The organism is Streptomyces sp. TLI_55 (assembly GCF_900206255.1).
Lineage (GTDB): Bacteria > Actinomycetota > Actinomycetes > Streptomycetales > Streptomycetaceae > Streptomyces > Streptomyces aquilus.
Window position 1 is genome coordinate 791,781 of the sequence record NZ_OAOJ01000001.1, and the last position, 13,159, is coordinate 804,939.

6 protein-coding genes are annotated in these 13,159 nt (G+C 71.7%); 3 read left to right on the forward strand and 3 right to left on the reverse strand.

Features of this window, described 5'->3' with window-relative positions:
• Positions 1-40 precede the first annotated feature (40 nt).
• Positions 41-4,591 carry a toll/interleukin-1 receptor domain-containing protein gene (locus CRP56_RS03860; RefSeq protein ID WP_179850944.1) on the forward strand — a complete coding sequence of 1,517 codons (4,551 nt, stop codon included), beginning with the start codon at positions 41-43 and terminating at the stop codon, positions 4,589-4,591.
• Here the strand turns inward: CRP56_RS03860 and CRP56_RS03865 are convergent.
• Positions 4,572-6,065, reverse strand: a complete 1,494-nt coding sequence (locus tag CRP56_RS03865) for an acyl-CoA synthetase (RefSeq protein WP_097260200.1) — start codon at positions 6,063-6,065, stop codon at positions 4,572-4,574. The genes CRP56_RS03860 and CRP56_RS03865 overlap by 20 nt on opposite strands.
• A gap of 63 nt (positions 6,066-6,128) precedes the next feature.
• Here CRP56_RS03865 and CRP56_RS03870 point away from each other — a divergent pair, with 63 nt between their 5' ends.
• Positions 6,129-8,519, forward strand: a complete 2,391-nt coding sequence (locus CRP56_RS03870) for a penicillin acylase family protein (RefSeq protein ID WP_097260202.1) — start codon at positions 6,129-6,131, stop codon at positions 8,517-8,519.
• Between the two features lies 1 nt (position 8,520).
• On the opposite strand, the gene CRP56_RS03875 is transcribed toward CRP56_RS03870, so the two are convergent.
• A complete protein-coding gene (locus CRP56_RS03875; RefSeq protein ID WP_097260204.1) occupies positions 8,521-10,086 on the reverse strand; it encodes an acyl-CoA synthetase in 1,566 nt (521 codons plus the stop codon).
• The gene (locus tag CRP56_RS03880) at positions 10,083-11,192 is read right to left on the reverse strand and encodes an NAD(P)H-dependent flavin oxidoreductase (RefSeq protein ID WP_097260207.1); all 1,110 of its coding nucleotides are present in this window, start codon (positions 11,190-11,192) and stop codon (positions 10,083-10,085) included. The genes CRP56_RS03875 and CRP56_RS03880 overlap by 4 nt, the downstream gene beginning before the upstream one ends.
• A 104-nt stretch (positions 11,193-11,296) precedes the next feature.
• On the opposite strand from CRP56_RS03880, the gene CRP56_RS03885 reads away from it, so the two are divergent.
• Positions 11,297-13,057 carry a serine hydrolase domain-containing protein gene (locus CRP56_RS03885; RefSeq protein ID WP_097260209.1) on the forward strand — a complete coding sequence of 587 codons (1,761 nt, stop codon included), beginning with the start codon at positions 11,297-11,299 and terminating at the stop codon, positions 13,055-13,057.
• Positions 13,058-13,159 lie beyond the last annotated feature (102 nt).

A 13,159-nucleotide genomic window follows, 5' to 3' on the forward strand; every position in this document is an offset into this window, starting at 1 on the left:
AGTTGAGCGCACGCCGGTCCCCCCTGCGACGATGGGGAGCATGGTGGATTCGGGGGAGCACCGGTACGACGCCTTCCTGTCCTACGCCCGCGCAGACGATCCCGACTTCCGCCGGGCTCTGCTGGAGGGCCTCGCCCTCGCGGGGTACCGGGTGTGGTTCGACCGGGAGGCGATGCCCAACCGCGGGACCACGTTCGGACAGGAGATCAGGCGCGCCGTCGAAGCCTCCGACCGGCTCGTCCTGCTGGCCGCCCCGGGAGCCCTGTCCTCCGACTACGTCGACCAGGAATGGCGGTACGCCGACGACATCGGCAAGCCCGTCGTACCCGTGGTCCGGGCTGTCTCCTTCAGCGACCTTCCCGACCGGCTCGGCCACTATCACGCGGTGGACGCCGAACGGCAGCCGGTCGACGCGGCCGTGGCCGAACTCGCGAGGCTGCTGGGCGAGCCGGTACGGCCGCTCGGACAGTGCTTCCACCTGCCGGGGCGGCCCCCGCATGCCCGGGACCGGGCCGAGCTGACCGCGCGGCTGTCCGATGCCCTCCTGTCGGACCGCATGGGCCCTCAGGAGGCCGGCCAGGCGCCTCGCGTGGTGGCGCTGTACGGCATCCCGGGGTCCGGAAAGAGCACGGTGGCCGCCGCCTTCGCCGCGGCCACCCGTACCCGCCGGGTCTTCTCCGACGGCATCGTCTGGCTCGCCGCAGGGCCGGACTTCCAACCCCTCAGCGCGGCGCGTGAGTTGCTGCGGCTGGTGGCGCCGGGTTCGTTGCTGCCGGAGAGCAAGGGCGAGCTGGACGTCCGGCTGTCGGCGGTGCTCGGGAACCGGGAACTGCTCGTCGTGCTGGATGACGTGCGGACGCCCGAGGGGGCGCTGCCGTTCGCGAACGCTCTCGGCGCGGGTGCGCGGCTGCTGCTGACCTCGCTCGACCCGGCCGTGGCGACGGCACTCGGGGCGGAACAGATCCCGGTGGGCCGGTTCGACGACGATGCTGCGCGAGGACTCCTCGCGGACTGGGCGGGCGGGGTCCCGTTGCCGAGGGAGGCGGACGTCGTTCTGGAGGCCTGTGACGGCCTGCCGTTCGCCCTCGCGGTCATCGGCGCGATGATCGCGAACCGGACCCCCTGGGAGGATGTGGCCGAGGCGCTGGGTTCCCGGCGGCTCGACGAACTGGCCGCAGTGTCCCCGGGCTATCCGCACCGCACGGTCCTGGCGGTGCTCACGGCCTCGTTCGAGGGGCTGGCCATCGACGACCCGCGGGCGGCCGAGTGCTACCTGGAGCTGGCCGGCCTCCAGCCGGGCGCCGTCCTGAGCCGGTCGGTGCTGGTACGGCTGTGGTCCCGGCCGGGCCGGCTCACGCCACTGGCGGCAAGGCTCGTCGTTCCCACGTTGGAGCGCCGCCTGCTGCTGCGGCCGGAGCCCGAGAGCGACGGCTTCCGACTGCACGCACTCCATGAGGACTTCGTGCGGATGAGGCACCCCGACCCGGAGGTCCCGGCGCGGGAACTCGTCGCGAGCTACCGCCGCGACAAGGGTGCGGCGAGCTGGTCCGAACTGTCCGACGACGGCTACGTCTTCGATCACCTCGTCGCTCACGTGACCGCATTGGACGACCGGACCACTCTGTTCGAGATGGTGACCAGGGAGTGGATCCAGGAGCAGTGGCGGCGGCACGGCGATCTGGGCCAGGCCCTGGCCGATGCGCGCCGGGCCATCGCGCTGACCGTGCAACCCCCCGTCGATCTGGTGAACACCGCCCGGTTGAGCGTGCTGACCGGGCAGATCTCCGCGACACTGCGCCAGGTGTCGCCCTGGCTGATCGGCGCGCTGGCCAAGGCGGGGGACGTGGACCGGGCCGTGCGGTGGGCGGGTGACCTTCCCGACCCGCCGGAGCGCTTCGCGGCGCTGATGGAGGTGGCCCAGATCGTCCTGGACAACGGTGAGTTGACCTTGGCCCGTCGGCTCTGCCGGGTCGCCGCGGAGACGATCGGGGCGCTGGGCGGGCGAGTGGAGAGCGGAGCCCTGGCGGGGCTCACGGGCCTCAACGCCGTACACGCGCTGGTGCACTTCCCGCACCCGGATCAGTGGGAGGGCACCGAGGACTCGCTGGTCGCCGTGGCCCGGATTCCGCTCAACGCGTTGGTCTGGCTGGCTCCGCTCGCCTGGCGGGCGGGGACGTTGGCCGATCTGGTGACCGTCACCAATCCCGCCTGGGAGTTGTACAGCCATCTGCTGCCCCTGGTGGCGGTCGAGGAGTTGGCGCAGCAGGAACAGCCGGCGGTCGCGCGGGCGTTGCTCGACGTCTGCCCGGAACCGCCCCCTGGCAAGTGGCGCAAGAAGCACCAGGACGACCTGGTGAACGCCGCCCGCTATCGCTACGCCGTGGCGCTGGCCGCCGTCGGCGACATCGACAGGGCACGCTCCATGACCGACACGCTGCCCCGCGACTACCGGTCGGTCGGCCGACGTGGGCTGGCACGCCATCTCGCGCGGGCCGGGCGGAACGATGAAGCCGTCGAACTGTTCGGCTCCATCGAGGACCCCACGGTGGCGGCCGACACGCTCGCCGACATCTTCGACGCCGTCCTGAAGCGAGGCGTCGCCGACGAGTGCCGACCTGTCGCGGGCCTCGCGGAGGCCTGTGGCATGCCGGGCGCGGCCGGCATGTTGTGGGCGGCGGCCGGCGATCCGAAGCCACGGTGGCGCGCTTCCGGTGCCGACGACCCGCGGACGGCGCTCCGCATGGGCGTCGGAATCGCCCAGACGTATTGGGAACGCGGAGCGCGCGCAACGACCGTCCGAATGGTGCGCAAGCTCGTCCGGGTCGCCGAGAAGGCGCTGGGACCGCAATGGTGGGCCCCGGACACGATCGTCGACGTGCCCCCTGCGGACGCGCAAGCGGCAACCGCGCTCGCCTCGCTGCTGGTGCGGACCGGACAGCCGCTGCCGAAGAACTTGAAGGGCGTGACGATGGGCGTCGAGCACAGCTGGGGAGGCATTCCGCTCTTCAAGATCGCCTGGATCAAGGAACTCGCGGCGAGCGGCCGTTTCACCGAGGCGGTCGAGATCGCGGAACTCCCCTCCGCTTACGGGGGCAGGGTGCTGGGCCTCGCGGAGGTTCTGGCCTCGACAAATCCCTCTGCCGCCGACCCAGCCCTGACCGGGCGGATCCGGCAGACGGCGTACGAGTTGGCCGGGGAACTGAGGGCGAGGGCCGTGGACGGGCCCCTCGACGAAGCCCTGTCCCGCGTCCTGCGCACCCACGGCCTGGACGGCCCGGTCGCGCCGCTCGCGGCGGCCCTGGAGACCCGGACCGACGTTCCCCTGTCCCTGGGCGTCATGGCCGGGCATCTGGCCGACGCCGGCCGTTCCGAGGACGTAGGGCGGCTGGCGCGCCGGACCCTGGAGGCCCCGGCCCTGGCCGCGCCGGACCCGAAGGCGCGTGCGATGATCCTGGCCGCCGTCGCCCACAGCCGCCCGGGCCCCTCACCCGAACTCAACGCTCTTCCCGGCCTGCTGACCGACGTCCGGACGGCTGCCGGGGCGCTCGACGTCCTGGCCGAAACCATTGACCTGTACGGCCGGTACGCATCCGTGGACGCTGCCGCCCACCTCGCCAGAACAGTGCCCGCCGGCCCCGAAGCCGATCTCGCGGACACCTTGCCGTCCAGCAATCTGCTGAAGTATCCCGTGGAGATCTCGGACCTCGACATCGCCGAGGCGGCCACGACTCGGGCCACCGCGGCGACGGCGATGACGCTGGTCCTGGCGCGGGCCGGCCAGGAGACGGCGGCCCAGGGCTGGTTGAGGACCGCCGAGCAGTTCCTCGAAGGCGCCGCGTGGCTGTCCCCGGCGTGGCAGGGCGCCGGGGCGGTGGCCCGGTACCTGTGGGCCGCTCGGTGCGCCCTCGATCCGACGGCGCGGCCCGAAGAGTCACGAACGGCCGCCGAGGTCGCCTGGTACCTGTGGGACCGAGGGCATCACGGGGCGGCGGAGCGCTGTGCCCGTATGTTCCGCGATCGGCTGCGCAGTCCTTTCGACGGGCCGTCCGTCGGATACGCGGAGGACTTCCTGCGCGACGCGCAACTCCACACGGCCGTCCGCACCTCGTTGACCGCGCTGATGGCGGTGGCGGCGGCCGAGCGCGGCGACGCGAGGCTGGCGGCCGAGCGCGCGGCCGAGGTGGAACTGCGCCCGATGAAGGGGTTGCCGTCCCTCAGCCTGGCCGAAGGAGCCGCCTTCCAGGCCTCCGTCGCCCTCGGACTCCACGCGGGTGGCCGGTCCGACGATGCGAGGGACCTGCTCGACCACGCGCTCTCCGACACCCTGACCCTGGCCCGCCGCGGCGAATTCGCCCCCTTCGACGGACTGTGCAGGGCGATGGTCCTGCTCTTCGCGGCCGAAGACGCCCACACCATCTGGGCGTACTGGCTCCAGGCCGCCGCCCAGTCCGGTTCGTACGCGGCACTCGGGATGATCGCCAGTTATCTCCGTTGGCTTCCGGCCCCAGCCCTGGAGGACATCGTGGTCAACCCGGACACCGGCGACCTCGAACGGCGGCGGAACGGAGCCGTCAGCCCAACCGGTCCCTGAGCTCCCGCTTCAGGATCTTCCCGCTCGCGTTGCGCGGCAGCTCGTCCACGAACACCACCCGCTTCGGCGCCTTGAAGTGGGCGAGCTTGTCGCGGGCGTGGTCGATCAACGCCTCCTCCGTCACCGCACCGCGCGGCACGACCACCGCCGTGACCGCCTCGATCCACCGTTCGTCGGGCAGCCCGATCACCGCGACCTCGGCGACGCCCTCGTGCGTGTAGAGGGCGTCCTCGACCTGGCGGGAAGCGACCAGTACGCCACCGGAGTTGATGACGTCCTTCACGCGGTCGACGATGGTGAAGTAGCCGTGCGCGTCCCGGACCGCGAGGTCGCCGGAGTGGAACCAGCCGTCGCGGAAGGCCGCTTGGGTCTCCTCGGGCTTGTCCCAGTAGCCTTCGCACAACTGCGGGGACTTGTAGACGATCTCACCGGGGGTGCCGTCGGGGACGTCCTTGCCGTCCTCGTCCACGACCCGTGCGTCGACGAAGAGAACCGTGCGACCGCAGGAGTCCATCCGACCCTTGTGCTCGTCGGGAGCGAGGACGGTCGCCAGCGGGCCGATCTCGCTCTGGCCGAAGCAGTTGTAGAAGGCGAGCTTCGGGAGCCGTTCGCGCAGGCGTTCCAGGACCGGTACCGGCATGATCGAGGCGCCGTAGTAGGCCTTGCGCAGGCCGCCGAGGTCGCGGGTGGCGAAGTCGGGGCGGTTGGACAGGCCGATCCAGACCGTGGGCGGTGCGAAGAGGCTGTCGGCGCGGCCCGCCTCGATCAGGTCGAAGAGGCGGTCGCCGTCGGGGGCGTCGAGGATGATGTTCGTCGCGCCGACCGCGAGGTAGGGCAGCAGGAACACGTGCATCTGCGCCGAGTGGTACAGCGGGAGCGAGTGCACGGGGCGGTCGCCGGCGCTCAGATCGAGGGCCGTGATCGCGCTCAAGTACTCGTGCACCAGGGCGCGGTGCGTCATCATCGCGCCCTTCGGGAGGGCGGTCGTACCGGAGGTGTAGAGCAGCTGGACGAGGTCCTCGCTGCGCGGTTCCGGGCCGTCGTAGGGGGAGGACGCGGGCAGGCGCGTGAGCAGGGAGCCGTCGGTGTCCCGCAGCGGCAACGTCCGTACGCCGTCCGGGAGTCGGGCGGCGAGGTCGGGGTCCGTGAGGACCAGCGTGCTGCCCGACTGGCCGACGACGTACGCGAGGTCGTCGCCGGTCAGGTTCTGGTTGACCGGGACGTGCACCAGGCCCGCGCGGGCGCAGGCGAGGAAGGCGATGAGGTAGGCGTCGGAGTTGTGGCCGTAGGCGCCGACCCGGTCGCCGGGCGCGAGGCCCTCGCCGAGGAGGACGCTCGCCGCGCGGGAGACGGCCGCGTCGAGTTCCTCGTACGTCCATGAGCGCTCGCCGTACTCCACCGCGACCCGCGCCGGGGTGCGCCGGGCGGTGCGGCGCAGCACCCCGTCAACCGTGCTGCCGTGTCCAGACGTCATACAGGTCAACCTACCCGTTGGTACGCTCAACCGCTCCTTCCCTCAATGACGTTGGGAGGCACCATGCGCACCCGCCTCAGACGTGCCGTCGTCACGGCCGTCGCCCTGCTCACCGCCACCTCCGCCCTGCCGGCCGCCGCCGCTCAGGGCCAAGGCCGGCAGCAGCACCCCTCGCACGGCGGCCTGTCCGCCACCATCCGCTACACCGAGTACGGCATTCCGCACATCGTCGCCAAGGACTACGCGGACCTCGGCTTCGGCACCGGGTGGGCGCAGGCCGCCGACCAGGTGTGCACGCTCGCCGACGGTTTCGTGACCGTGCGCGGCGAGCGCTCCCGCTTCTTCGGTCCCGATGCCGCGCCCGACTTCTCCCTCTCCTCGGCGACCAAGAACCTGTCGAGCGACCTCTATTTCGAGGGAGTTCGCGAGTCCGGCACAGTGGAGAAGCTGCTGGCCGAACCGGCGCCGGTGGGGCCGAGCCGGCAGGCGAAGGACCTGATGCGGGGCTTCGCCGCCGGGTACAACGCCTGGCTGCGGCAGAACCGGATCACCGACCCGGCGTGCAAGGGCGCCGCCTGGGTCCGGCCGGTGACCGAACTCGACGTGGCGGCACGCGGGTTCGCGTTCGCCGTGCTGGGCGGCCAGGGCCGGGGTGTGGACGGGATCACCGCCGCCCAGCCGCCGGCGACCGCCGTGGCGGGCGCCCCGAACGTCCAGGACACGGCCCGGGCGGCCCGCGAGCTGCTGGCCGCCGACTCCGCCGACATGGGGTCCAACGCCGTCGCCTTCAGCGGCGCGACGACCGCGAACGGCCGCGGTCTGCTGCTGGGCAACCCGCACTACCCCTGGCAGGGCGGCCGCCGCTTCTGGCAGTCGCAGCAGACGATCCCGGGTGAACTGAACGTCTCCGGCGGCTCGTTGCTCGGCTCGGCGACGATGTCCATAGGCCACAACGCCCGCGTGGCGTGGAGCCACACCGTCGCCACGGGCGTCCCCCTCAACCTCCACCAGCTCACGCTCGACCCGGCCGACCCGACGACGTATCTCGTGGACGGCAAGCCGGAGCGGATGACGCAACGCACGGTCACCGTCGAGACGAAGGACGGCGCCCCGGTCACCCGCACCCAGTGGTGGACGCGGTACGGCCCCGTCGTCACCTCGCTCGGCGCGTCCGTCCCGCTGCCCTGGACGAGCACGACGGCATACGCCCTCAACGACCCGAACGCGGCCAACCTGCGCGCCTCCGACACCGCGCTCGGCTTCAGCAAGGCGCGCGGCACGGCGGACGTGCTCAAGTCCCTGCAGCGGACACAGGGGTTGCCGTGGGTGAACACGATCGCCGCCGACGCGGCCGGTCACTCGCTGTTCACCCAGTCCCAGGTGCTCCCCCGCGTCACCGACGAGCTGGCCCAGCGCTGCTCCACCCCGCTCGGCAAGGTCACCTACCCGTCGGCGGGGCTCGCGGTCCTCGACGGCTCGCGCGGCGACTGCGCGCTCGGCGGCGACGCGGACGCCGTGCAGCCCGGGATCTTCGGCCCGGCGAAGATGCCGACCCTCACGGACGCGCCGTACGCGGAGAACTCCAACGACAGCGCCTGGCTCGCCAACGCCGAGCGGCCGTTGACCGGGTACGAGCGGATCTTCGGCACGATCGGCACGCAGCGGTCGCTGCGGACGCGCGGGGCGATCGAGGACGTGGCGGCACTGGCGCGGCGCGGTGATCTCACGGTGGCGGACCTCCAGGGGCAGCAGTTCGCCAACCGGGTGCCGGCCGGCGACCTGATCGCGGCCGACGCGGCGAAGGCGTGTGCCGCGTTGCCCGGTGGCACGGCAACGGGCAGTGACGGAAAGGCCGTTGACGTGACCGAGGCGTGCGGGGTGCTCGCGGCGTGGGACCGCACGGCGAACACGGGCAGCCGGGGCGCGCTGCTCTTCGACCGCCTGTGGCGGCGCATCCCCGCGGCCCAGCTGTGGAAGGTGCCGTTCTCGGCGGCCGACCCGGTCGGCACCCCGAACACCCTCAACGCGGGCACGACGGCGTTCACCACCGCGCTGGCGGACACGGTCACCGAGCTGCGCACGGCGAACATTCCGCTCAACTCACCACTGGGAGAGCACCAGTTCGTCGTCCGCAACGGCAAGCGCATCCCCGTCCCGGGCGGCACCGAGTCGCTCGGCGTCTGGAACAAGGTCGAGCCCGTGTGGGACGCGGCGGGCGGCGGCTACACCGAGGTAACGACCGGCTCCAGCTACATCCAGGCGGTCGGCTGGAACGGCAGCCGCTGCCCGGTGGCCCGCACCCTCCTGACGTACTCCCAGTCCTCGAACCCCAACTCCCCGCACTACAGCGACCAGACCCGCCTCTTCTCCCAGGAGCGCTGGGTGACGTCCCGGTTCTGCGAGAAGGACATCCTGTCGTCGCCGTCGCTGCGGGTGGTGCGGGTCCGCTCGTGACTCACACCGGCCGGGTACGCCCCTCCCAGTACGGATCCCGCAGCCTTCGCTTGTACAGCTTGCCGTTGGGGTCGCGGGGCATCTCCGTGATGAAGTCGATGGTCTTGGGGCATTTGTAGCCGGCGAGTTGTCCGGCGCAGTGGGCGAGGAGGGCGACGGCCAGGTCGGGTCCGGGGTCGTGGCCGGGGGCCGGTTCGACGACGGCCTTGACCTCCTCGCCCCAGTCGTCGTGCGGGATGCCGAAGGCGGCGGCGTCGGCGACGGCGGGGTGGGCGAGGAGGGCGGACTCGATCTCGGCGGGGTAGATGTTGACGCCGCCGGAGATGATCATGTCGATCTTGCGGTCGCGGAGGAAGAGATAGCCGTCCTCGTCGAGGTAGCCGAGGTCGCCGACGGTGAAGAAGTCGCCGATGCGGTTCTTCTTCGTCTTGGTCTCGTCCTTGTGGTACGAGAAGCCGCCGGTGTTCATCTTCAGGTAGACGGTGCCGAGTTCACCCGCCGGCAGCCGGTTGCCCTCGTCGTCGAAGATCGCCAACTCACTGATGGGCCAGGCCTTTCCGACCGTGCCGGGCTTCTTCAGCCAGTCCTCCGCGGTGGCGAAGGCGCCGCCGCCCTCGCTGGCCGCGTAGTACTCCTCAACGCACGGGCCCCACCAGTCGAGCATGGCCCGCTTGACGTGGTCGGGGCAGGGGGCGGCGCCGTGGATGGCGTGCCGCATCGACGAGACGTCGTACCGTGCCCGGGTCTCCTCGGGCAGCGCCAGCAGGCGGTGGAACTGGGTGGGGACCATGTGGGTGTGCGTGCAGCGGTGCGTGTCGATCAGGCGCAGCATCTCCTCGGGCGTCCACTTGTCCATCAGGACGAGCCGGTGGCCGATGTGCAGGGACGCGCTCGCGAACTGGAGGACCGCCGTGTGGTACAGCGGCGAGCAGACGAGGTGGACGTTGTCGTCGTACGGCTTGATGCCGAAGATGCCGAGGAAGCCGCCCAGGTAGGCCTCCTCGGGGGCCTTGCCGGGCAGCGGGCGGCGGATGCCGCGGGGGCGGCCCGTGGTGCCCGAGGTGTAGTTCATGACCCAGCCGAGCTCGCGGTCCTCCGGCACCGACTCCGGTTGCCCGTCGAGGAGTTCGGCGTACGGCCGGAAGCCCTCGACCTCGCCGACGGCGTACCGGTGTGTGGCCGGGAGGCCCGCCTCGTCGGCGGCGTGGCGGGCGGGCGCGGCGAAGCGTTCGTGGGCGAGGAACACCTTGGCGCCGGAGTCGGCGACGATCCAGGCGATCTCGGGGCCGACGAAGTGGTGGTTGATCGGGACGAGGTACAACCCGGCCTGGGTGGCGGCGAGATGAGCGGTGAAGAGCTCGATTCCGTTGGGCAGGACGACGGCGAAGGCGTCACCGCGACGCAGCCCGGCGGCCCGCAGGCCGTGCACGAGACGGTTGGCGGCGGCATGCAGCCGCCCCGCGGTCCATTCCTCGCCGTCCGGGGCGACGAGAACGGGGCGGTCGGGGTCGGCGGTGGCCTGGGCCCAGAATCCGGTGGGGGGTGTGCTCCGGGACGCGCTCGTCACTGACTGCTCCTTCCGGCGATGCGGTTGATGCGGTCCACGGCGTGTTCGAAGCCGCGGGTGAGGTCGTCGAAGACGTCCTGGACGCTGCGTTCGCGGTTCATCCGGCCGACGATCTGTCCGACAGGGGTGCCGAGCAGGGGCTCGACCTCGTACTTCTGGATGCGGGTGAGGGCGTCGGCGACGAGGAGGCCCTGGAGCGGCATGGGGAGGGTGCCGGGGCCGTCGGGGTCGTCCCAGGCGTCGGTCCACTCGGTGCGCAGCTGGCGGGCGGGTTTGCCGGTCAGGGCGCGGGAGCGGACGGTGTCGGAGGAGCTCGCGGCGAGGAGTTTGCGGGTCACCGCGGGCGAGGACATGTCGGCCTCGGTGCAGGTGAGCCAGAGCGAGCCCAGCCACACGCCCTGCGCGCCGAGGGCGAGCGCGGCCGCCACCTGCTGGCCGCTGCCGATGCCGCCCGCGGCCAGCACGGGCAGCGGGTCGACGGCGTCCACGACCTCGGGAGTCAGCACCATGGAGGCGATCTCACCGGTGTGACCGCCGGCCTCGTAGCCCTGGGCGACGACGATGTCGATGCCGCCCGCCTTGTGCTTGAGCGCGTGCCGGGCGCTGCCCGCGAGCGCGGCCACGAGGACGCCCCGGTCGTGAGCGCGCTCCACGATGTCGGCGGGCGGCGAGCCGAGGGCGTTGGCGAGCAGCTTGATCGGGTAGTCGAAGGCGACGTCGAGCTGGGTGCGGGCGACCTGCTCCATCCAGCCCGTGATGCGCCACCCGGACGCCTCGCCCTCGGCCAGCTCGGGCACGCCGTACTTGGCGAGGGTGTCCCGCACGAACTGCCGGTGCCCCTCGGGGATCATCGCCTCGACGTCCGCCTCCGTGACGCCTTCGACCTTCTTGGCGGGCATGACGACGTCCAGGCCGTACGGCTTGCCGTCCACGTGCCCCTCGATCCAGTCGAGGTCGCGTTTGAGGTCGTCGGGGGCGGTGTAGCGGACCGCGCCGAGCACCCCGAAGCCACCGGCCCTGCTGATGGCGGCAGCGACGGCGGGGAACGGCGTGAAGCCGAAGATGGCGTGCTCGACTCCCAGTTTCTTGCTCAGCTCCGTCTGCATGGGCGCAGGATGCCGCAGTCCTCCGGAGGACGGAAGGGGTTTTCTGATGCTCCGTCAGATTCCGGGCCGGGGCTGAAGTCACCTGCCGGGGATAGAGTTTCCCGATGACTGATGAGGCGCACACCGGACTGTCCCGCCGTCAGCTCACCCGAAGAGTCCTCGCCCTCGGGGGCGCCCTCGCCATCGCCCCGTTCCCGGCCGGCCCAGCGTCGGCGGCGCCCCCCGGCAGCCGGCGGCCCACGCTCCGCCACGGATCCGCGCGACAGGCCGGTCTCCTGGAGGACCACCTCCGTCAACTCGTCACCGACGCCGAGTCGTTCCTCGGCCCCTCCCCCAAGCACCCCTGGTACGCGGGCGCCGTGCTCCTCGCCGGGCGCGGCGGCACCGTGGCCCTGCACCGGCCGATCGGGACGGCGGTGCGCTACTCGGCGTACGACGAGAAGACGGACACGGGCGTGGAGTTCCCGCCCGCCGACCAGATTCCCATGACCGAGGACACGGTCTTCGACCTGGCCTCGGTCTCCAAGCTGTTCACCTCGATCCTCGCCGTCCAGCAGATCGAGCGAGGCCGCCTGGAACTGGAGGCGACCGTCGCCTCCTACCTCCCGGAGTTCGGCGCCGCGGGCAAACAGGCCATGACCATCCGTCAACTCCTCACGCACACCTCGGGATTCCGCGCCTGGATCCCGCTCTACAACGCGCCGACCTACGAGGAGAAGCTGCGCCTCATCTGGAACGAGGCGCCGCTCAACCCGCCCGGCACCAAGTACCTCTACTCCGACCTGAATCTGATCTCGCTCCAACTGGTCCTGGAGAAGCTCACCGGCCGCACCCTGGACGTCCTCCTCCACGACGAGATCACCGCCCCGCTCGGCATGCGCCGCACCCGCTACAACCCACCCGCCTCCTGGAAGCCGAGGATCGCGGCGACGGAGGACGCCCGTAAACCCTGGTCGGGTCTCGACCGGGGTCTGGTGTGGGGCGAGGTGCACGACGAGAACGCGTTCAGCCTGGGCGGAGTCGCCGGTCACGCGGGCGTCTTCTCCTGCGCCTGGGATCTGGCGGTACTGGGGCGGACACTGCTCAACGGCGGCGTCTACGGCCGGACCCGCATCCTGCGCCCCGAGTCGGTGGAGCTGATGTTCACCGACTTCAACACCGCCTTCCCCGGCGACGAACACGGCCTCGGCTTCGAGCTCTACCAGCACTGGTACATGGGCGCGATGGCCACTCCCCGCACCGCGGGCCACACCGGATTCACCGGGACGTCCCTGGTCCTCGACCCGACGACCGACTCCTTCCTGATCGTGCTGGGCAACTCGGTGCATCCGGTGCGCAGTTGGCGCTCGGGCTCGGCACCCCGGGTCGCCGCCGCGAACAACCTGGCGCGCGCGGTCCCCGTCCGCCCACGGCACGGTCGTACCGCCTGGTTCTCCGGCATGGCGAACGCCACGACGGCCACCCTCACGCTCCCCGCGCTGGACACCTCCTCCGGCGACGCACACCTGCGCTGCGCCCTGTGGTGGGACACCGAACCGCAGGCGGACGCCCTGGCGTTGGAGGCCTCGACGGACGACGGCACGACCTGGCAGCCGGTGCCGTTCACGACCGGCACCGAGGAGCATCCCTCCGGCACGGTCACCGGCTGGTCGGGGCGCGTGTGGCACCGGCTGACGGCCGGACTTCCGGCACACCGGCAGTTGACCCTGCGCTGGCGTTACACCACGGACCGGCTGTACGTGGGGCGCGGGGCGTATGTCGACGGGCTGCGGGTCGAGACCGCTGACGTCGTCCTCTTCGACGAGTCACGGCCTGGTGACGCCGGACGGATCGCCGCCGCGGGGTGGGCCCCGGCCGCCGACTGACGGTGCTGCGGCCACCGGCAGGTAGCATCTCGGGGAATCATATGAGCCGTGTAAATTAAGGTAGTTCGCGGGTTTTCCTCGCGCACGACCGTCGACCCGGGA

Excerpts from the sequence above, each read along its gene's own strand:
- CRP56_RS03885 (WP_097260209.1), top strand. The coding sequence starts at position 11,297 with ATGACTGATGAGGCGCACACCGGACTGTCCCGCCGTCAGCTCACCCGA.
- CRP56_RS03860 (WP_179850944.1), top strand. The coding sequence starts at position 41 with ATGGTGGATTCGGGGGAGCACCGGTACGACGCCTTCCTGTCCTACGCC.
- CRP56_RS03865 (WP_097260200.1), bottom strand. The coding sequence starts at position 6,065 with ATGACGTCTGGACACGGCAGCACGGTTGACGGGGTGCTGCGCCGCACC.
- CRP56_RS03880 (WP_097260207.1), bottom strand. The coding sequence starts at position 11,192 with ATGCAGACGGAGCTGAGCAAGAAACTGGGAGTCGAGCACGCCATCTTC.
- CRP56_RS03870 (WP_097260202.1), top strand. The coding sequence starts at position 6,129 with ATGCGCACCCGCCTCAGACGTGCCGTCGTCACGGCCGTCGCCCTGCTC.